This is a genomic window from Klebsiella sp. GG_Kp173 (assembly GCF_040062415.1).
Taxonomy (GTDB): Bacteria; Pseudomonadota; Gammaproteobacteria; order Enterobacterales; family Enterobacteriaceae; genus Klebsiella; species Klebsiella quasipneumoniae.
This window is the reverse complement of record NZ_JBEAFZ010000012.1, coordinates 22,085-43,556: the sequence shown is the minus strand read 5'-3', so window position 1 is coordinate 43,556 and position 21,472 is coordinate 22,085. Positions and strand designations below refer to the sequence as shown.

Genomic DNA, 21,472 nt, shown 5'->3' with positions numbered 1-21,472 from the left:
TACGCTTAGCCGGGCTACCGGTCCTGGCCGGAACGCCACTCTGTAGGCCGGGTAAGGCGAAACCGCCACCCGGCATAAAGCGGCTTCATCCCCCATCCAGTTCCCCGGCGGCGCTTCGCCTGGCCGGGCTACAGGTCCTGGCCGGAACGCCACTCTGTAGGCCGGGTAAGGCGAAGCCGCCACCCGGCATAAAGCGGCTCATTTTGTGATCAAGTTAAAGTAAATCATCCCTGACGATTTTATTTAGTAAAAGTTTTACTAAAATGAGGTTTATCTTATTAAGCCGTTCAGGGAGGCGATATGAATCGCTGGGAAAACCTTCAACTCACTCATGAAAACAGGCTGCCGCCGCGGGCGTATTTCTTCTCTTACGACTCACTGGCCCAGGCGCGGACCTTCGCCCGCGAAACCAGCAGCCGCTTCCTGTCTCTCAGCGGGCAGTGGAACTTCCGCTTTTTCACCAACCCGCTGCTGGTACCGGAGAGCTTTACCTCGTGCTTTCAGAACGAGTGGGGGCCGATTACCGTACCGGGTATGTGGCAGATGGAGGGCCACGGTCAGCTGCAGTACACCGACGAAGGTTTCCCCTTCCCCATCGACGTGCCGTATGTTCCGACCGATAACCCGACCGGCGCCTACCAGCGCCTGTTCACCCTCGGCGACGGCTGGCAGGGCAAACAAACCATCATCAAATTCGATGGCGTCGAAACCTATTTCGAAGTCTACGTTAACGGCCAGTACATCGGCTTTAGCAAAGGCAGCCGCCTGACCGCCGAGTTCGATATCAGCGCGGCGGTGAAAACCGGCGACAACCTGCTGTGCGTGCGCGTGATGCAGTGGGCGGACTCCACCTATATTGAAGATCAGGACATGTGGTGGTCGGCGGGCATTTTCCGCGACGTCTATCTGGTGGGGAAAAATCCGCTGCACGTGCAGGATTTCACCGTGCGCACCGATTTTAACGATGACTACATCGACGCGACCCTCTCCTGCCAGCTGACGCTGGAAAACCTGGCTCCGCAGACGGCGGCGGCGACGCTGGAATATACCCTGTTCGACGGCGAAAAGGCACTTTATTCGGGCAACGTCGGTCAACTGCAGGTCAGTCAGCAGCTGAACACCGGCTTCACGATTGATGTGAGCGCGCCGCAGCAGTGGTCGGCGGAAAGCCCGTATCTCTATCATCTGGTGCTGACGTTAAAGAACGCCGCCGGCGAGGTGCTGGAAATCATCCCGCAGCGCGTCGGTTTCCGCGATATCAAAGTGCGTGACGGCCTGTTCTATATCAATAACCGCTACGTGATGCTGCACGGCGTAAACCGCCACGATAACGATCATCTGAAAGGCCGCGCGGTCGGCATGGATCGCGTGGAAAAAGATCTGCTGCTGATGAAGCAGCACAACATCAACTCGGTTCGCACCGCCCACTACCCGAACGACCCGCGTTTCTATGAAATGTGCGATATCTACGGACTGTTCGTGATGGCGGAAACCGACGTGGAGTCCCACGGTTTCGCCAACGTCGGCAACCTCAGCGCCATCACTAACGACCCGGCCTGGGAACACATCTACGTTGAGCGCATCGTGCGCCACGTCCACGCGCAGAAAAACCATCCGTCGATCGTCATCTGGTCGCTGGGTAACGAATCCGGTTATGGCTGCAACATCCGCGCCATGTACCACGCCACTAAAGCGCTGGATGATACCCGGCTGGTGCACTACGAAGAGGATCGCGACGCCGAGGTGGTGGATATCATCTCCACCATGTACACCCGCGTGCCGCTGATGAACGAATTTGGCGAACATCCGCATGAAAAACCACGCATTATCTGTGAGTACGCCCATGCGATGGGCAACGGTCCCGGCGGATTAACCGAATACCAGAACGTCTTCTACCAGCACGACTGCATCCAGGGCCACTACGTGTGGGAATGGTGCGATCACGGTATTCAGGCCACCGACGAAAACGGCGCGGTGTGGTACAAATTCGGCGGCGATTATGGCGACTACCCGAACAACTACAACTTCTGCCTCGATGGTCTAATTTTCTCCGACCAGACGCCGGGGCCGGGCCTGCGCGAATACAAACAGGTCATCGCCCCGGTGAAAGTACAGGCGCGGGATATCTGCCGCGGCGAACTGCGAGTGGAAAACAAACTGTGGTTCTCCACTCTCGATGACTACACCCTGCGCGTTGAAGTGCGCGCCGAAGGCGAAACGCTCTCCAGTCAGCTGCTGAAAGTGAAAGACCTGGCGCCGAATAGCGGCCGCGACCTGCAAATCGCCCTGCCGCAGCTCGACGAGCGTGAAGCTTTCGTCAACATCATGGTGACCAAAGATTCGCGTACCCCGTATAGCGAAGCTAATCACGATATCGCCGTCTATCAGTTCCCGCTTAAAGCGCGAACCGCCGCGCGAACCCCGCTGTTAAACGCCAGCGCCACGCCGCTGCAGATTGTCGATGAACGCCTCAGCTACACCATCTGCGGCCATAACTTCCGCGTGGTGTTCAGTAAGGTCAGCGGCAAACTGAGCGAATGGCAGGTCAACGGCGTCGACCAGGTAACCCGCGAGCCGAAGATCAATTTCTTCAAGCCCATGATTGATAACCATAAACAGGAATACGAAGGACTGTGGCAGCCGGCCCACCTGCAGATAATGCAGGAACATCTGCGCGAATTCAGCGCCGAAATAGAGGGCGAAACGGTGGTGATCACCACCCGCAGCGTAATTGCGCCGCCGGTGTTCGACTTCGGTATGCGTTGTACCTATCGCTGGCAGATTACCCCACAGGGCCACATCAACGTTGAGCTGGCCGGCGAGCGCTACGGCGACTATCCGCACATCGTCCCGTGCATCGGCTTTATGCTGGGCATTAACGGTGAGTTCGACCAGGTGAACTACTATGGCCGCGGACCGGGCGAGAACTACGCCGACAGCCAGCAAAGCAACATCATTGATATCTGGCATACCACCGTCGACGATATGTTTGTCAATTATCCGTTCCCGCAGAACAACGGCAACCGTCAGCACGTGCGCTGGGCATCGTTCAGCGACCGCCACGGCAGCGGTCTGCTGGTCGTACCGCGCAATCCGCTCAATATCAGCGCCTGGCATTATACGGCGGAAAACCTGCACGCCGCCCAGCACTGCAACGAACTACAGCGCAGCGATGACATCACTCTGAATATCGATGCGCAACTGCTCGGCCTCGGCTCCAACTCCTGGGGCAGCGAAGTGCTGGATAGCTGGCGCGTCTGGCTCAACACCTTCAACTATGGCTTTACGCTGCTGCCGCTGGAGGGCGGATGCGGCACCTCGCAGGTACTGGCGAACCATAGCTTCGGCGCCGGTTTCTTTTCCCCCGTTGCACACAGCGAGGCTGAACAATGAGAATTCTCGATAATTTAGAACAGTTTAAGCAGGTTTATCATAGCGGCCGCAAATGGCAGCGCTGCGTGGAAGCCATCAATAACATCGACAACATCCGCCCGGGCGTGGCGCATTCCATTGGCGATTCGCTCTCCTATCGAGTGGAAACCGATAGTACGACCGACGCGCTCTTTGTTGGCAACCGCCGCTACTTTGAGGTGCACTATTACCTGCAGGGGCAGCAGAAAATCGAGTTTGCCGCCAAAGAAAATCTGCAAACTGTCGCCTGCTACCGCGACGAAACCGATCGCGAATACCTGAAAGGGATCGGTGAAACGGTGAAGGTTCACGAAGGGCAGATGGTGATTTGCGATATCGACGAAGCCTACCGCTTTATCTGCGATGCGCCGGTAAAAAAAGTGGTGCTGCGAGTCACGGTTGAAGACGGCTACTTCCTCAATAAGTAAACCCGCGTTAAGCGACAAGGGAGGTCAACGGGTACGCCCGTTGGCCTTTCGGTTCCAGCCCGCTGCGGCGGGTAGATGAATGATTGGAGGACGTATGTCCGAAGCTGTACGTGCCAAAATCGGCAAGTTCGCGCTGTTATCGATGGCCTTTACCGCCGTCTTTAACGTGCGAAATATCGTCAATAACAACATTGAGTTAGGGCTCAGTTCCGCGCCTATCTTCTTATTCGCCACTATCGTTTACTTTATCCCGTTCGTGTTTATCATCGCCGAATTCGTCTCGGCCAATAAACACTCCGAATCCGGGATGTACGCGTGGCTGAAGCAGCCGCTGGGCACACGCGCCGCCTATCTTGGTTCCTTCCTCTACTGGTTTGTGAACCTGTTCTTTTTCCTCTCGCTGTTGCCGAACGTGGTGGCCTACGCCTCATACGCGATCACCGGTTACGCGATCCCCTTCTCGCCGATGGTGACCTCGCTTATCTCCATCGTGCTGTTCGCCATGGCTACCCATATATCCACCAAAGGGGCGACCTGGCTGGGTAAAATTTCCGAATGCGTGGCCTACGGCGTGTTCGCTTTGTTCGCGATTTACGTCGTCGGCGCGCTGACCGCGCTGGGTTCCGGTCACGTCCCGGCGCAGCCGATTACCCTGGCGGCGATGGAACCGACCATCAACTGGGCGACGCTCGGTATTATGTGCTGGATTTTCCAGGCCGCGGGCGGCGCGGAAACCGTTGCCGCCTACCTCAACGACACCAAGGGCGGGCAGAAATCCTTTATTAAAGTCATCATCACCGCCGGGGTGCTGATTGGCGGTATGTATGCCTTAGGTTCGCTGCTGGTTAACGTCTTTGTCGCCCGAGAGAACCTGACCTACGCCGGCGGAATGGTGGAAATCTTTACCGGTCTCGGCGCCTACTTTCACATTTCTGAAGCGCTGATGGGCCGCTTCGTTGGCATCATTCTGTTTATCGCCATCTTCGGCAGCATGATGATGTGGACCGCCGCGCCGGTCAAAATCCACTTCTCGGAAATCCCGAAAGGTATCTACGGCCAGAAAACCACCGAGTTGAACGCTCACGGCGTGCCGGTACGCGCCGCCTGGTGGCAGTTCCTGTTCGTCTTCCTGATGCTGATAGTTAACGGCTTCGGCTCCGCCAGCGTGCAGCAGATGATGAACACCGCCATTAATCTCACCGCCGGTACCGCCATGCTGCCGCCGCTGTTCATCATGGTCGCCTACTTCGTCTTCCGCTGGAAACACGATGACACGCCGCGCGATTTCCGTATGGGCTCAAGGAAAGTGGGCATGAGCGTGGTATCGATGCTGATAGTGATTTTCGTGGTTAGCATGACCGCTTCGGCCTTCCCGCCAGGCGTCGATCTGGTTAACGCTTTCTTTATCAACGTCTTTATGACCGCGGTCTTCTCCGGCCTGGCGTGGTGGTGGATCACCCGCTTTGAAAAAAAGCAGCAACGTCTGCGCGCCGCGGCGCCGGTTAACGCTGCCGCCGCCGGTAAATAACATTCCTGTTGTCCCGTCAGCCCCTCATCGGCTGGCGGGATTTTTTTAACCCTCGCCTGATTACGTATTACTCAACCTTTTTCGTGATCGAGTTAAAGCTATTCGGTTTCTTTACTTCTATTTACTAAAACTTTTACTAAAATCGACATTAATTCTTAACTACCTCTACCCTACAAACAACACAACCCCCTTCAGCGACCCTCTGAAGGACAATGTGTGGAGATGTGTTATGTCTGATACTAAACGTAATACCATCGGCAAGTTCGGCCTGTTATCGCTGACCTTTGCCGCCGTTTACAGTTTCAATAACGTCATCAACAACAATATCGAACTGGGGCTGGCGTCGGCGCCGATGTTCTTCCTCGCTACCCTGTTCTACTTCATTCCGTTTTGCCTGATTATCGCCGAGTTCGTGTCACTGAATAAAAACTCCGAGGCCGGGGTTTACGCCTGGGTGAAGAGTTCGCTCGGCGGCCGTTGGGCGTTTATCACCGCCTATACCTACTGGTTCGTAAACCTGTTTTTCTTCACCTCGCTGCTGCCGCGCGTGATCGCCTATGCCTCTTACGCCTTCCTCGGCTACGAATACATTCTGACGCCGTTCGCCACTACCGTGTTGAGCATGGCGCTGTTCGCTTTCTCCACCTGGATCTCCACCAACGGCGCGAAAATGCTGGGGCCTATCACCTCCGTCACCTCATCGCTGATGCTGCTGCTGACGCTCTCTTATATTCTGCTGGCCGGTTCCGCACTGGTGGGCGGCGTGCAGCCAGCGGATCCGATCACCGTCGAAGCGATGATCCCTAACTTCAACTGGGCGTTCCTCGGTATTACCACGTGGATCTTTATGGCGGCGGGCGGCGCGGAATCGGTGGCGGTGTACGTCAACGATGTGAAAGGCGGCTCGAAATCCTTCGTTAAAGTGATCATCCTCGCCGGGATCTTCATCGGCGTGCTGTACTCGATCTCCTCCGTGCTGATCAACGTCTTCGTCAGCAGCAAAGAGCTGAAGTTTACCGGCGGATCGGTGCAGGTGTTCCACGGCCTGGCGGCTTACTTTGGCCTGCCGGAAATGCTGATGAACCGCTTCGTCGGCCTCGTTTCGTTTACCGCGATGTTTGGCTCGCTACTGATGTGGACCGCCACTCCGGTTAAGATTTTCTTCTCGGAAATTCCCTCCGGCATCTTTGGTAAAAAAACCGTCGAGCTCAATGAGAACGGTGTCCCGGCGCGCGCGGCCTGGATCCAGTATCTGATCGTTATTCCACTGATGATCATCCCGACGCTGGGATCCAACACCGTGCAGGATCTGATGAACACCATCATCAACATGACCGCCGCCGCTTCCATGCTGCCGCCGCTGTTCATCATGCTGGCCTACCTCAACCTGCGCCGCAAGCTCGACCATCTGCCGCGCGATTTCCGCATGGGCTCGCGTACCACCGGCATCGTGGTGGTATCCATGCTAATTGTGATTTTCGCCATCGGTTTCGTCGCCTCAACCTTCCCAACCGGCGGCAACATCCTGACCATTATTTTCTACAACGTTGGCGGGATCGTGATTTTCCTTGGCTTCGCGTGGTGGAAATACAGCAGATACGTCAAAGGATTAACACAGGAACAACAACAAATAGAAGCGGCTCCGGCTTCCCATACCTCTTAAATACCTTAAAAAAATGAAAACTAACTCTTACTTATACGGGGCACTCGTTGCCCTGGCTTTTTGCGCCCCTGCGGCGGCCGCGGAGACCGTCCATCCGGCCGAGCACGACGATACCAAAACGCCGGAATTAACCACCACCTCCTATCGCTTTTACGGCGAGTTGGGGGTTGGCGGATACATGGATTTAGAAGGCGAGGACAAACATAGATACAGCGATGGCACCTATATCGAGGGCGGGCTGGAGGTCAAAAACGGCCACTGGTTCGGGCTGATTTACGGCGAAGCCTGGACGGTACAGGCCGATAGCCAGGGCAATGCCTGGACGCCCGGCCACAGCTGGGGCGGCGTGGAAGGCGGCCTTAACCGCCTCTATGGCGGCTATAAAACCGATAACAACACCGAGATCATGCTCAGCCTGCGCCAGGATTCGTCGCTGGACGACCTGCAGTGGTGGGGCGACTTTACCCCCGATCTGGGTTATGTGATCCCCAATACCCGCGACATCATGTACGCGCTGAAAGTACAAAACCGCAGCGGCGATTTCCGCTATAGCGTCACCGCCACGCCGGCCGGTCATCACGATGAAAGCAAGGCCTGGCTGCACTTCGGCAAATATGATCGCTATGACGATAAGTACACCTACCCGGCAATGGTCAACGGCTACGTTCAGTACGACATCGTCAAAGATGTCACCTGGATGAACGGCCTTGAAGTGACCGACGGCACCGGACAGCTATTCCTGACCGGCGTTCTGTCGCCCAATCTGGCCTTCCGCGCCTGGCACCATACCGGCCGCGCCAAAGGGCTGGATGTTCCCGGCAGCGAAACCGGCTTTATGGCCAGCGCCATGTATGAAGCATTAAGCGGACTCTACTTCTCCACCGCATACAGCTACGCCAAACACCGCCCGGACCACGCCGCTGATGAAACCACCGCGTTTATGCAATTTGGCATCTGGTACGAATACGGCGGCGGGCGTTTCGCCACCGCCGCCGACAGCCGTTTCTATACCAGCAACGCCAGCGGCGACCCGAGCGACAAAATTTTCCTGATGCAATACTTCTACTGGTAACAAGGAGCCGAGATACCATGAACCTCACCACTACGCTGACGCCGCTGGCCTGCGCGCTGATGCTGAGTTTTTCCGCCCACGCCGTCACCGCGCAGGCGTTTAAAAACGTCATCGACCGCAGCGGCACGCCGCAGTATATGCAGGATTTCGACGCCGATGACCACCAGCGCTTCAACCCCTTCTTCGACCTCGGGGCGTGGCACGGCCACCTGCTGCCCGACGGCCCGGCGACCATGGGCGGCTTCCCCGGCCCGGCGCTGCTGACCGAAGAGTACATCAACTTTATGGCCACCAACTTCGATCGCCTGACGGTGTATCAGAACGGCAAAAAAGTCGATTTCACCCTGCAGGCCTGGAGCCTGCCCGGCGCGCTGAAACAAACGCTGACCGCCCCCGGCGTGAAGGTGGAGATGACGCTGCGCTTCGCCAGCGCCCACACTTCGCTACTGGAGACCAAAATCACCAGCAACACTCCGCTGAAGCTGGTATGGGATGGCGAACTGCTGGACAAACTGGCCGCCAAAGAGGGTAAAGCGCTATCGGACAAAACCATTGATGAAGCTTTCCCGGGCTATCAGCGCCGCCTGAGCGCCACGCCCGACGGCCTGACGGTCAGCTTTGGCAAAGTTCGCGCCGCCTCTGACCTGATGACTTCCGGTGAATCGCAGTATCAGATCCATCGTTCGCTGGTAACCGAGACCCGTATCGACGGTCATCGCTTTACCAGCAGCGCGGAGATCCGCGGCTCCACCATCCTGTACACTACCTATTCGCACCTACTTACCGCGGAGCAAGCGCGACAGGAAAAAGCGCAAATCCGCGATATTCTGGCGCGCCCGGCGTATTATCTCGCCGCCTCCGAACAGCGCTGGGACGGCTATCTGCAAAAAGGGCTCATTAATCCGGACGCCACCGCCGAACAGACTCGCGTAGCGGTGAAAGCCATTGAGACGCTCAACGGCAACTGGCGCGCGCCGGGCGGCGCGGTGCATTACCACACCGTCACCCCATCCGTGACCGGCCGCTGGTTCTCCGGCAACCAGACCTGGCCGTGGGATACCTGGAAGTAAGCCTACGCCATGGCCCACTTCAACCCGGATATCGCCAAAGAGAATATCCGCGCCGTCTTCTCCTGGCAGATTAAAGCCAATGATAAGGTGCGTCCGCAGGATGCCGGTTTTGTGCCCGATCTGATTGCCTGGAACCTGAGCCCCGAGCGCGGCGGCGACGGCGGCAACTGGAACGAACGCAACACTAAGCCAAGCCTCGCGGCCTGGTCGGTGATGGAGGTGTATAACGTCACCAAAGATAAAGCGTGGCTGGAAGAGATGTATCCGAAGCTGGTGGCCTATCACGACTGGTGGCTGCGCAATCGCGACCATAACGGTAACGGCGTGCCGGAATATGGCGCGACCCGCGATAAGGCGCACAACACTGCCGACGGCGCCATGCTGTTCACGGTGAAAAAAGGGCAAACCGAGCAGACGCTTTCCGGCCTCAGCGCCTACGAGCAGGTGACGGCCAAAGGCGATTACGACAGCCTCGAAATCCCGGCGCAGGTAGCGGCATCGTGGGAATCCGGGCGAGACGATGCGGCGGTATTTGGTTTTATCGATAAAGAACAGCTGGATAAATATGTCGCCAACGGCGGCAAACGCAGCGACTGGACGGTCAAATTCGCCGAAAACCGCGACCGCGACGGCAACCTGCTGGGGTATTCGCTGCTTCAGGAGTCGGTCGATCAGGCCAGCTATATGTACAGCGATAACCACTATCTGGCGCAGATGGCGACCGTTATTGGCAAAGCGGAAGAGGCAAAGCGCTATCAGGCGCTGGCGGCGAAGCTGGCGGATTATATCAATACCTGCATGTTCGACCCGCAGACCCGCTTCTATTACGACATTCGTATCGAGGAACAACCGCTAGCCAACGGCTGCGCCGGTAAACCGATCGTCGAGCGCGGCAAAGGGCCGGAAGGCTGGTCGCCGCTGTTTAACGGCGCGGCGACGCAGCAACATGCTGACGATGTGATTTCGGTGATGCTCGACCCGAAAGAGTTCAACACCTTTGTGCCGCTGGGCACCGCCGCACTGACCAACCCGGCCTTTGGCGCCGATATTTACTGGCGTGGACGGGTGTGGGTGGATCAGTTCTGGTTCGGCCTGAAGGGAATGGAGCGCTACGGTCATCGCGATGAGGCGCTGAAGCTGGCGGACGCCTTCTTCCAGCACGCCAAAGGCTTAACCGCCGATGGCCCGATTCAGGAGAACTACAATCCGCTGACTGGCGCCCAGCAGGGGGCGCCCAACTTCTCGTGGAGCGCGGCGCATTTATATATGTTGTATAACGAGTTTTTCCGTAAGCCGTAGCGTTTTCCCCTCACCCTAACCCTCTCCCACAGGGAGAGGGAACCGTTCGAAGCCGCTTTTCTCCCTCTCCCCTCGGGAGAGGGTCGGGGTGAGGGCTCGTCTCACACCTGCGGCAGCAGGCCGATAAAGCTGCGCTTCTGCCGCGGCTGCGACATCATCTCCTCCAGCTTTTCGACGCAGGCTAAATAGTGCGGCGTCTTCTTATGCGCCAGCACCGCCTCATCGTCTTTATAGGCTTCGTAGATAAAAAAGCGGGTTTTCACCTCTGGATCCTGCAGGACATCAAAGCGCAGGTTGCCCGGCTCCCGCAGCGCGCCTTCGTGGTTGGCGCGAAATACCTCGAGAAACTCATCGACCCGCTCGGGTTTGATATTGATCTCCACCAGCGTCACGTTCATTTCCGCTCTCCCTGTTTCTCTTCCTGCCAGAACTGGTACGCTTCGCGCGCGTTCAGATTCTCATGCACCACCTTTTTCACCGCCTTCAGCATCGCCCGTGGGGCGCTGGACTGGAAGATATTGCGTCCCATATCCACCCCGGACGCCCCCTGGTCGATCGCCCGCCAGCACATCTCCAGCGCCTCATGCTCCGGCAGCTTTTTGCCCCCGGCGATGACGATCGGTACCGGGCAGCTGGCGGTCACTTTCTCAAAACCGTCCTCAACAAAATAAGTCTTCACAAACTGCGCCCCCATTTCGGCGGCAATCCGGCTGGCCAGCGAGAAGTAGCGGGCGTCGCGGGCCATCTCTTTGCCGACGCCAGTGACCGCCAGTACCGGCATACCGTAGCGGTTGCCGGCGTCCACCAGTTTGATGATGTTATTGATCGACTGATGTTCGTATTCGCTGCCGATATAGACCTGCGCCGCCACCGCGCAAACGTTGAGACGCAGGGCGTCCTCCATCGCCACCGCCACGCATTCGTTGGAGAGTTCACTCAAAATCGAGTTACCGCCGGAGGCGCGCAGCACCACCGGTTTATTGGTCGCCGCCGGTACCTGGCTGCGCAAAACGCCGCGGGTGCACATCAGCACGTCGGTCTCCTCAAACAGCGGCGCAATCGACAGGTCGATACGCTCCAGCCCGGTGGTTGGCCCCTGGAAGTAACCGTGGTCGAAGGCCAGCATGACCGTACGGTTGCTGTGCGGATTAAAAATGCGCGCCAGCCGCGACTGCATGCCCCAGTCCAGCGAGCCGCAGCCTTTCAGGGTGTACAGCGTGTTCTGCTGCGGGCGGTCGAGGCCGAAGTCCTTGCCCTCTTTGATATCATCTAAATCAGCCATCTCATCCTCCGTCAGAAGTCGTAGTTATTGATGTTCTCTTTGCTGAACACCACGCGCTCCGGCAGCAACACGATACCGTTGCCCTTCGCCTCATACTGGTAGCCCTGCACGCTGTTCGGTTCGACCTTCAGCGAGCCGATATCTTTCACCTCAACGCTATCGCCGACGTTAAGATCGCCCTTTTTCAGTAATCGATCGGCGACGTTAACCGCAATTTTGCCCTGCTGAACCACATCCCACAGGCCAAAGGCTTTCACCGTGCCGCGCTCCACGTAGGGGCGCATCACATTGGGGGTACTAAAGCCGACGATCGCCACGCCCTGACGCTTGAGGTTCTCCGCCGCCTGCGCCGCCGCCGGCAGGGCATTGGCATCCGGCGCGATAATGGCGTCGAGATCCGGATACGCTTTTAAGATCCCCTCGGCAGTTTGCAGCGATTTGGTGGCATCGTTATAGCCAAACTGGGTGGTGACGATTTGCCACTGCGGATGTTCTTTTTCGATTTTGGCTTTGGCTTCCTTCACCCACTGGTTCTGGTCGGTCACCGTCGGGCTGGAGTAGAAAAAAGCCACTTTGGCAGCGGGCTTCGTCACCTGCTTTTCCGCCATCTCCACCAGCAGGCCGCCGAGCTGCTGCGGCGTGCCCTGATTGATATAGATGCTGCGGCACTCCGGCTTGGTATCGGAATCCCAGGTCAGGACTTTCACCCCGCGCTGCATCGCCCGCTTCAGCGCCGGACACAGGCCGTCCGGTGAGACGGCTGAGACGATAATCGCGTTGTAGCCCTGGTTGACGAAGTTGTTGATAAGCTGCACCTGGCCGGAGACGCTGGGCTCGGTTGGGCCGTCATAGGTGACATCCACGCCCAGCGCTTTCCCCGCCTCTTTCGCGCCGTTGCCGCCGCTGGTAAAGAAGCCGACGCCGACCAGCTTAGGAATAAAGGCGATGCGGTCCGCCGCTTGCGCGGTTGCCACGCTCATCGCCAGCGCCAGCGCGCTGACCTGCAGGATACGTTTTGTTTTCATTGTTGTGCTCCGATTGTTTTACGCGAGAAAAGACGCCGCCAGGTCGCGCGCACCCATTCACGGTGCAGGCTCAGCGAACGCCCCATCACCACCACAACCAACAGCGCCCCTGACAGCGCGCTCGACACCTGGTTGGGGATGCCGACCATCTGTAAACCCTGTTGCAGATACCCCACCAGCAATGCCGCCAGCGCGGTACCCAGTATCGATCCCGAGCCGCCGTAAATATTGGCCCCACCGAGCACCGCCGCGGTCAGCGCCGGCATCAACAGGTCACGGCCTAAATCCGAACGCGCCGAGCCGAAATAGGAGACCATCACCAGCGCCGCGACCGCCGAGGCAATACCGACCAAGCCATACAGCACATACGGGATGCCGTTCACCGACAGCGCCGCATAGCGCGCGGCGCGCGGGTTTTGCCCGAGTAAAAAGAGGTGGCGGCCAAAGCGCCCGCGATGGGCCAGCAGCCAGAAGAGAAAGGTGATACCCGCGAACAGCACCAGCGGCAGCGGCAGCCCGCCCAGAGTTAAATTGGCGAAGGCGGTGAAGCTGTCGGGAAAGCCGCCGATCCCCTCATAACCGGTGGCGCCGGCCATGCCGGAAAGCAGCAGCGCGCCGCCGCCGTACAGATACAGCGTCCCGAGGGTGATCACCAACGGGCTGATGCCGGTGTAGTGGATCAGCGCGGCGTTGATTAGCCCGCACAGCAGCCCCAGCAGCAACGTCAGCGACACCGCCAGCCACAGCGGCCAGCCCGCCTGGGTCATCACCCCGAGGGCGATGGCGCACAGTCCGATGGTCGAGCCCAGCGAAATATCGATCCCGCCGCTGATAATCACCAGCGTCAGCGGCAGCGCGACGATGCCGATGCAGATAAAGTCGCTGGTGCTAAAGAGCAGCATATTGAGATCCAGCATGCGCGGATTCAGCGCGCCGAACAGCAGGATTTCCACGACTAATAACGCCAGCAGCGCGCTTTCCCAGTTAAGCTTCAGCTTCATTTAAGCCACCTCTTTGCTTTTGCGTTCGGGAAAGCGGGCAACCTGTTTGCCCCCTTTGTTGCCGGGCTGGAAACGACTGTACTTCAGCGCCCGCTGATGGCGGGCCAGCGCCTGGCGCAGGCGTCCATCAAGCACCAGCACCCCGAGCAGCACCAGGCCGGCGATAAAGTCATTCCACCAGGCAGGAAGGCGGAACAGCACCAGCACGGTGTCGATTTGGGTGAGGAAAAAGGCGCCGAGAAACGCGCCGAGCAGCGTACCGGTGCCGCCGAGCAGCGATATTCCGCCCAGCACGCAGGCGGCGATGGCTTTCATCTCCAGGCCGCTGCCGGTCTGATTGGGCACAAAGCCAATCTGCGCGGCGAAGACGATCCCGGCGCAGGCCGCCAGCATACCGTTGAGGGTAAAAGCCAGCATCCGCGTGCGGTTGACCGCCACGCCCAGCTGGCGGGCAGCGGCGAGGTTATCGCCAACGGCATAGAAATCACGTCCAGAGGCGGTGCGCGACAGCAGCCAGCCGCCCGCCAGCAGCAGCGCCAGCACCAGCCAGCCCAGCGGCGACACGCCGATAAACGCGGGCTCCGAGAGCGATTTCAGGCTGTCGGGCAAGCCTTCGATCCATTTCCCTCCGGTCCACAACAGCATCACCCCGCGATACAACCCCAGCGTGCCGAGCGTCGCGACGATCGCCGGAATGCGCAGCCCCACCACCAGCAGGCCGTTAAAAGCCCCGGCCAGCGCGCCTATCGCCAGCGCGAAGGCGATCGCCGTCGCCAGCCCGTAGCCGTTGTTCAGCGCTACCCCAACGGCGATGGCGCTCAGGCCAACGGTGGAGCCCACCGACACGTCGATATTGCGGGTCAGCATCACCAGCGTCGCCCCCAGCGCCAGCAGGCACAGGATTTGTGAGCTGGCGAAAATCATCGCCAGCGTCTGCAGGCTGAAATAGGCCGGATTGAGCGCCACCAGCACGGCAAACAGCGCCACGATGGCAAAAAAGGCGCTCAGTTCGCGATTCTTGAATAACGTTTTCATGCCTGCCCTCCGAAGGCCAGGGTCATCATGCGATCGACGGTCACCGCCTGCCGCGCCAGCTCGCCGCTGTGGCGGCCCTGATGCATCACCAGCACCCGGTCGGCCAGACCGACGAACTCCTCCACATCGGAAGAGATCATCAGCACCGCCACATTTTGCGCGGCGACGCTTTTCAGCAGCTGATAGATATCGGCGCGGGCGGAGACATCCACGCCGCGCGTCGGCTCATCGACAATCAGCAGCAACGGATTAGCTTCCAGACAGCGCGCCAGCAGCACCTTCTGCTGGTTGCCGCCGGAGAGAGTGCGTACCGGCTGGTCGCCATCGGCCAGCTTGATCCCCAGCGCCCGGTGATAGCGCTCGACCACCGCCGCCTCCCGTTTCCCCTGCTGCCACCACGACGGCTGATTGAACATCACCGTGTTCCAGCGCACCGGCGCATCGAGAAACAGCCCGGAGACCTGGCGGTCTTCCGGCAGATAGACCAGCCCGCTGGCCAACCTGGCGCGGGTGCTCTCCTGACTAATCTCGCGGTTCTCCAGCCAGATCCTCCCGGCGCGCGGCGGACGCAGGCCGTATAAGGTTTCGGCAAATTCGGTGCGCCCGGATCCCACCAGCCCGGCAAGGCCGACGATCTCCCCGGCGCGGATCTCCAGACTGAGATCGATAAAACCTTCGCCAGTGAGATCCTCCACCCGCAGAACGGGAAAATCCTGCGCCTGGGTACGGCGGTTGCCCGGTAGCGCCAGCCACAGCTTTTGCGTGTCGCTCAGCGCATGGTCGCGGCTGGCCGGCGTCATGGCGCTGATAAGCTGTTGGTCGCCGTAGCCCGCCGTTTCGCCACTGAGCACCACTGCCCCGTCGCGCATCACCGACACATGGCTGGCCAGCTGGCGGATTTCCGGCAGTTTGTGCGAGATAAAGACGATCCCAACGTCCAGCGCCTGTAACGCGCGGATCTGGCTAAACAGTCTCTCGGTTTCACCCGGCGTTAAAGAGGCGGTGGGTTCATCCAGGATCAGGATCCGCGCCTCGCGCATCAGCCCGCGCAGGATCTCGACCATCTGTTGATCGGCCACTTCCAGCGTGCTGGCGCTGGCATCGAGGTTGATCTGGCAGTTCAGCTGCTGCAGTTTTTCCTGCAGCCGCGCGGTGGTATCCGCCCGCTTCGGCAGACGAAAGAGAATGTTCTCGCGCACACTGAGGTTGGGAAACAGCATTGGCTCCTGCGGCACCAGATAGATGCCCAGCTGGTGGGCCAGCGCCGGGTTAAGGCGCGCAAACGCGCGTTCGCCGATCGTCAGTTCACCGCTATCCGGGGTTTCGACGCCGGCGATGATCTTCATCAGCGTCGATTTACCCGCGCCGTTGCCCCCCATCAGCGCATGCACCTGGCCCGCGCATAGCGTAAAGTCGATGCCCTTCAGCACGGCAACGCCGGAGAACTGTTTGCGGATCTGGCGAGCTTCAAGCAGTGGCTTCATCGTCGCGCCTCGTTTGAACAAATGATTTTTAAATTTAATAATGTTCAAAAGCGTAGACGGTGAACTATATTTACAACCGTGCGAAGATCACAGTTTGGCGCTTCAGATCGTCCGGAAAAAAGCGGCCAGAGATGAAAGATCCGTTTTGCCAGTCGGCTCACACTTTCCGGCCGCGCAATAGCGAACATATGATCTAAATTTTTATAAGAGTTCAATTTATGAGCGAAAAACGCATTACGGAAGACCATCGCTACGCCGGGCTGGCGTTAGCCGAGGAAGAGCTGGTGGCGCGGGTGGCGTGGTGTTACTACCACGACGGCCTGACGCAAAACGACATCGGCGAGCGTTTGGGGCTGCCGCGGCTGAAGATTTCCCGCCTGCTGGAGAAAGGCCGCCAGTCCGGGGTGATCCGCGTGCAGATCAACTCGCGCTATGAGGGCTGTCTGGCGCTGGAAAGTGAACTCCAGCAGCGCTTTGGCCTCAAGATTGCCCGTGTGCTGCCGGCGCTCAACACCCCGCCGATGAATACCCGGCTGGGGATCGGTGCCGCGCAGTCGCTGATGGGCATTCTGCAACCGGGACAGCTGCTGGCGGTCGGCTTCGGCGAAGCCACCATGAGCTGCCTGCAGCATCTCAGCGGCTTTATCGGCTCGCAGCAGGTGCGACTGGTCACTCTCTCCGGCGGCGTCGGCCCCTATATGACCGGCATCGGCCAACTGGATGCCGCCTGCAGCGTCAGTATTATTCCGGCGCCGCTGCGGGTCTCGTCGGCGGAGGTCGCTGAGATCCTGCGCCGCGAATCCAGCGTGCGCGATGTGATGCTGGCGGCGACGGCGGCGGACGCGGCGGTGGTTGGCATTGGCGCTATCGATCAGCGGCGCGACGCGACCATTCTGCGCTCCGGCTATATCAGCGAGGGCGAACAGCTGATGTACGCCCGCAAAGGGGCGGTCGGCGACATTTTAGGTTATTTCCTGCAGGCCGACGGCCGGCCGGTAGAAGGACTGGAGATCCATCGGGAACTGCTCGGCGTGACCCTTGATGAGCTGGCGCAGCTGCCGACCATCGTCGGCGTCGCCGGGGGAGAACAAAAAGCGCAGGCGATTCATGCCGCTCTGATTGGCAAGCGCATTAATGGCCTGGTAACGGAAGAGACAACAGCACGCGCGGTGCTCGCACTGGCCTCCTGACGGCCCGGCGCCGCGCGACAACAGTGAGGCGCATGTCATGAGTTACCTGTTAGCGTTAGATGCCGGGACCGGCAGCATACGGGCGGTCATTTTCGATCTTAATGGCCGCCAGCTGGCGGTGGGCCAGGCCGAATGGAAACACCTGAGCGTCGATAACGTCCCCGGCTCGATGGAGTTCGACCTTACCACCAACTGGCAGCTGGCCTGCCAGTGCATTCGCCAGGCGCTCGACGCCGCCCGGCTCTCTGCCGCCGATATTCAGTCCGTCGCCTGCTGTTCGATGCGCGAAGGGATCGTCCTCTATGACCGCAACGGCGAGGCCATCTGGGCCTGCGCCAACGTTGATGCCCGCGCCAGCCGCGAAGTGGCGGAGCTTAAGGAGATCCACGACTATCGTTTTGAATCCGAGGTGTACGAGGTCTCCGGGCAAACGCTGGCGCTCAGCGCCATGCCACGCCTGCTGTGGCTGGCGCACCATCGTCCCGATATCTACCGCAAGGCGGCGACTATCACCATGATCAGCGACTGGCTGGCGGCGAAGCTTTCCGGCGAGCTGGCGGTCGACCCGTCAAACGCAGGCACCACCGGCATGCTCGATCTGTTCAGCCGCGACTGGCGTCCGGCGCTGCTGGATATGGCCGGGCTGCGCGCCGATATGCTCTCGCCGGTGAAAGAGACCGGCACGCTGCTGGGCGCCGTCACCGAAGCAGCAGCCCAGCAGAGCGGCCTGCGCGTCGGGACGCCGGTGGTGATGGGCGGCGGCGACGTGCAGCTCGGCTGCCTCGGGCTCGGGGTGGTACGCGCCGGGCAAAGCGCGGTACTCGGCGGCACTTTCTGGCAGCAGGTGGTCAATCTGCCGCAGGTGCGCACCGACCCGCAGATGAATATCCGCGTCAATCCTCACGTGATCCCCGGCATGGCGCAGGCGGAATCGATCAGTTTCTTTACCGGACTGACCATGCGCTGGTTCCGCGACGCCTTCTGCGCTGAAGAAAAGCTGATTGCCGAGCGTCTCGGCGTCGATGCCTATTCGCTGCTGGAGGAGATGGCCAGCCGCGTACCCGCCGGTTCCCACGGCGTGATGCCTATTTTTTCCGACGCCATGCACTTTAAGCAGTGGTACCACGCTGCGCCATCGTTTATTAACCTCTCCATCGATCCGGAGAAGTGCAATAAAGCCACCCTGTTCCGGGCCCTGGAAGAGAACGCGGCGATTGTCTCCGCCTGCAACCTCGCGCAGATCTCGCAGTTCTCCGGGGTGACATTCGACAGCCTGGTGTTTGCCGGCGGCGGCTCTAAAGGCGCGCTGTGGAGCCAGATCCTCAGCGACGTCACCGGCCTGCCGGTGCGGGTGCCGGTGGTCCGCGAAGCCACCGCTCTGGGCTGCGCCATTGCCGCCGGCGCTGGCGCCGGGCTGTATGACGATATGGCCAGCACCGGAGAGCGGTTAGTGAGCTGGCACCGCGAGTTCACCCCAAATCCGCAGCATCGCGAGCTTTATCAGGAGATGATGAGTAAATGGCAGTCGGTGTATGCCGATCAGCTTGGTCTTGTCGATAGCGGGCTGACAACATCGATGTGGCAGGCGCCGGGTCTGGAACGCCGCCAGCGCGTTGCGTCTTCCCCCTCACCCTAACCCTCTCCCGGTGGGAGAGGGAACCGTCCGGCGCAGGCCTGAATATCGGTGCCCGTCTTCGCCCTCACCCTAACCCTCTCCCGGAGGGAGAAGGAACCGTCTGGCGCAAGCCTGAGTACCAGTGCTGGTCCGCCTTTCTCCCTCTCCCTTTGGGAGAGGGCCGGGGTGAGGGGCAACGCTTCGCCGTTCTTTGAATCCCATCACAATCACCGCACTCCCCTTTTCCCTTTTTCTCCACGACGGCTAAATTAGTAACTCATCCGACCACATAACAATAATTTTACATTGGAAGCCATTATGAGCCGCTATCCGTCGCTTTTCGCCCCGCTTGAGCTGGGCTTCACCACCCTTAAAAACCGCGTGTTGATGGGCTCCATGCATACCGGTCTGGAAGAACTGCCCGACGGCGCGCAGCGGTTAGCGGCCTTTTACGCCGAGCGCGCGCGTCACGGCGTGGCACTGATCGTCACCGGCGGCATCGCTCCCGCCCCGTCCGGCGTGACCATGGCCGGCGGCGCGGTGCTCAACGATGCCAGCCACCTGGCGCATCATCGCCAGATCACCGACGCGGTACATCAGGAAGGCGGTAAAATCGCCCTGCAGATCCTGCACACCGGGCGCTACAGCTACCAGCCCGCGCTGGTCGCCCCCTCGCCTCTGCAGGCGCCGATTAACCGGTTCACCCCTCATGAGCTGAGCCACGACGAGATCCTCACGCTGATCGATGATTTTGCCCACTGCGCCCAGCTCGCGCGGGAAGCAGGCTATGACGGCGTCGAGGTGATGGGCTCTGAGGGCTATCTGATTAACGAATTTCTCGCTGCGCGCACCAACCAGCGCAGCGATCAATGGGGCGGCGATTACGCGCGCCGTATGCGTTTCGCCGTTGAAGTGGTCAAGGCCGTGCGCCAGCGCGCCGGCCACGATTTCATTATCATCTACCGTCTGTCGATGCTCGATCTGGTCAACGACGGCAGCACGCTGGCGGAAGTCACCGAACTGGCCAAAGCGATTGAAGCGGCGGGAGCGACCATCATCAACACCGGGATCGGCTGGCACGAAGCGCGCATTCCAACCATCGCCACGCCGGTACCGCGCGGCGCCTTTAGCTGGGTCACCCGCAAGCTGAAAGGCGCGGTGTCGATCCCGCTGATCACCACCAACCGCATCAACGATCCGCAGGTCGCGGAGGATATTCTCGCCCGCGGCGATGCCGATATGGTATCGATGGCCCGCCCGTTCCTCGCCGACGCCGAATTTATGTCAAAAGCGCAGCACGATCGTGCCGATCAGATCAACACCTGCATCGGCTGCAACCAGGCGTGTCTCGATCGGATCTTCGTCGGCAAAGTCACCTCCTGTCTGGTCAACCCGCGCGCCTGTCATGAAACCCTGATGCCGGTCCTGCCTGCCAACGCGCCTAAACGGCTGGCGGTGGTCGGCGCCGGGCCGGCCGGTCTGGCCTTTGCCGTTAACGCCGCCGCCCGTGGCCATCAGGTCACGTTGTTCGATGCGCTGCCGGAGATCGGCGGCCAGTTTAATATCGCCAAACAGATCCCTGGCAAAGAGGAGTTCCACGAGACGCTGCGTTACTACCGCACCATGCTCGATCTTAACGGTGTCGATCTGCGCCTGAACACCCGCGTTACGGCAGACGATCTGCTGGCGTTCGATGAGACGATCCTCGCCACCGGTATCGCCCCGCGCCTGCCGGCGATCGCCGGGATCGATCATCCCAAGGTGCTCAGCTACCTGGATGTCTTGCGCGACAAAGCGCCGGTTGGCGCGAAGGTGGCGATCATCGGCTGCGGCGGCATCGGCTTCGACACCGCGATGTACCTAAGTCAGTCGGGCGTGGCCACCAGCCAGGATATCGGCGAGTTCTGTCGCGAATGGGGTATCGATACCAGCCTGCAAACGGCGGGAGGGCTGAGCCCTGAGGGCCCGCAGCTGAGTAAAAGCCCGCGACAAATTGTGATGCTGCAGCGCAAAGCGAGCAAACCGGGCGAAGGGCTCGGCAAAACCACCGGCTGGATCCATCGCGCGACGCTGCTGGCGCGCGGCGTGAAAATGATCCCGGCGGTCAGCTATGAGAAGATCGATGATGAGGGGTTACATGTGACTATCGGCGGCGAACGCCAGCTGCTGGCGGTGGATCATGTGATTGTCTGCGCCGGTCAGGAGCCACGCCGCGAGCTGGCGGAACCGCTGCGCGCGGCAGGGAAAACGGTGCATTTGATCGGCGGCTGCGACGTGGCGGCGGAGCTGGATGCGCGCCGGGCGATTGCCCAGGGCACGAAGCTGGCGCTGACGATTTAGCCGTGTCCCGGGGGCGGCGCGATGCGCCT

Annotated in this window: 14 protein-coding genes and 1 pseudogene; 9 read left to right on the top strand and 6 right to left on the bottom strand. The window is 59.8% G+C overall.

The window, feature by feature from the left end; translation table 11 throughout:
• The first annotated feature begins 300 nt into the window (after positions 1-300).
• The 6 genes and pseudogenes from ebgA (at position 301) to ygjK (ending at position 10,471) form a co-directional block, all read left to right on the top strand.
• The gene (gene ebgA, locus ABLU50_RS08845; protein ID WP_087833161.1) at positions 301-3,393 is read left to right on the top strand and encodes a beta-galactosidase subunit alpha; all 3,093 of its coding nucleotides are present in this window, start codon (positions 301-303) and stop codon (positions 3,391-3,393) included.
• Positions 3,390-3,839, top strand: coding sequence for a beta-galactosidase subunit beta (locus tag ABLU50_RS08840; RefSeq protein ID WP_004900777.1), 450 nt, complete (start codon positions 3,390-3,392; stop codon positions 3,837-3,839). The genes ebgA and ABLU50_RS08840 overlap by 4 nt, the downstream gene beginning before the upstream one ends.
• 94 nt (positions 3,840-3,933) lie before the next feature.
• On the top strand, positions 3,934-5,367 hold the full coding sequence (locus ABLU50_RS08835; protein ID WP_062914466.1) for an amino acid permease: 1,434 nt from the start codon (positions 3,934-3,936) through the stop codon (positions 5,365-5,367).
• A 229-nt stretch (positions 5,368-5,596) separates the two neighbouring features.
• Positions 5,597-7,030 (top strand): amino acid permease, encoded by a 1,434-nt coding sequence (locus tag ABLU50_RS08830; RefSeq protein WP_017899717.1) that lies wholly within the window; start codon positions 5,597-5,599, stop codon positions 7,028-7,030.
• A gap of 13 nt (positions 7,031-7,043) precedes the next feature.
• Positions 7,044-8,102, top strand: a complete 1,059-nt coding sequence (ygjJ, locus tag ABLU50_RS08825) for a protein YgjJ (RefSeq protein ID WP_048295617.1) — start codon at positions 7,044-7,046, stop codon at positions 8,100-8,102.
• A gap of 17 nt (positions 8,103-8,119) precedes the next feature.
• Positions 8,120-10,471 (top strand): annotated as a pseudogene (gene ygjK, locus ABLU50_RS08820) (alpha-glucosidase).
• Positions 10,472-10,572: 101 nt separating this feature from the next.
• On the opposite strand, the gene lsrG reads toward ygjK, so the two are convergent.
• Genes lsrG through lsrA form a run of 6 tightly spaced genes read right to left on the bottom strand, consistent with a single transcriptional unit; the run spans position 10,573 to position 16,298 of the window.
• Positions 10,573-10,869, bottom strand: coding sequence for a (4S)-4-hydroxy-5-phosphonooxypentane-2,3-dione isomerase (gene lsrG, locus ABLU50_RS08815; protein WP_004181386.1), 297 nt, complete (start codon positions 10,867-10,869; stop codon positions 10,573-10,575).
• Complete coding sequence (gene lsrF / locus ABLU50_RS08810; protein WP_004206100.1) at positions 10,866-11,753, bottom strand: 3-hydroxy-5-phosphonooxypentane-2,4-dione thiolase; 888 nt, start codon at positions 11,751-11,753, stop codon at positions 10,866-10,868. Before lsrF ends, lsrG begins: the two co-directional genes overlap by 4 nt.
• Positions 11,754-11,764: 11 nt before the next feature.
• Positions 11,765-12,778 carry an autoinducer 2 ABC transporter substrate-binding protein LsrB gene (gene lsrB / locus ABLU50_RS08805; protein ID WP_004206101.1) on the bottom strand — a complete coding sequence of 338 codons (1,014 nt, stop codon included), beginning with the start codon at positions 12,776-12,778 and terminating at the stop codon, positions 11,765-11,767.
• Positions 12,775-13,779: an autoinducer 2 ABC transporter permease LsrD gene (gene lsrD, locus ABLU50_RS08800; RefSeq protein WP_004206102.1), complete on the bottom strand. Its 1,005-nt coding sequence runs from the start codon at positions 13,777-13,779 to the stop codon at positions 12,775-12,777. Before lsrD ends, lsrB begins: the two co-directional genes overlap by 4 nt.
• Positions 13,780-14,814 carry an autoinducer 2 ABC transporter permease LsrC gene (lsrC, locus tag ABLU50_RS08795; RefSeq protein ID WP_004206103.1) on the bottom strand — a complete coding sequence of 345 codons (1,035 nt, stop codon included), beginning with the start codon at positions 14,812-14,814 and terminating at the stop codon, positions 13,780-13,782. It lies immediately after the preceding gene.
• The gene (gene lsrA, locus ABLU50_RS08790) at positions 14,811-16,298 is read right to left on the bottom strand and encodes an autoinducer 2 ABC transporter ATP-binding protein LsrA (protein ID WP_017900672.1); all 1,488 of its coding nucleotides are present in this window, start codon (positions 16,296-16,298) and stop codon (positions 14,811-14,813) included. The genes lsrC and lsrA overlap by 4 nt, the downstream gene beginning before the upstream one ends.
• A gap of 218 nt (positions 16,299-16,516) precedes the next feature.
• Here lsrA and lsrR point away from each other — a divergent pair, with 218 nt between their 5' ends.
• The 3 genes from lsrR (at position 16,517) to ABLU50_RS08775 (ending at position 21,443) form a co-directional block, all read left to right on the top strand.
• The gene (gene lsrR / locus ABLU50_RS08785; protein WP_004206105.1) at positions 16,517-17,488 is read left to right on the top strand and encodes a transcriptional regulator LsrR; all 972 of its coding nucleotides are present in this window, start codon (positions 16,517-16,519) and stop codon (positions 17,486-17,488) included.
• Between the two features lie 37 nt (positions 17,489-17,525).
• Positions 17,526-19,124: an autoinducer-2 kinase gene (gene lsrK, locus ABLU50_RS08780; protein WP_087833163.1), complete on the top strand. Its 1,599-nt coding sequence runs from the start codon at positions 17,526-17,528 to the stop codon at positions 19,122-19,124.
• Between the two features lie 297 nt (positions 19,125-19,421).
• Entirely contained in the window at positions 19,422-21,443 is a 2,022-nt protein-coding gene (locus ABLU50_RS08775; protein WP_087833164.1) for an NADPH-dependent 2,4-dienoyl-CoA reductase, read from the top strand.
• Positions 21,444-21,472 lie beyond the last annotated feature (29 nt).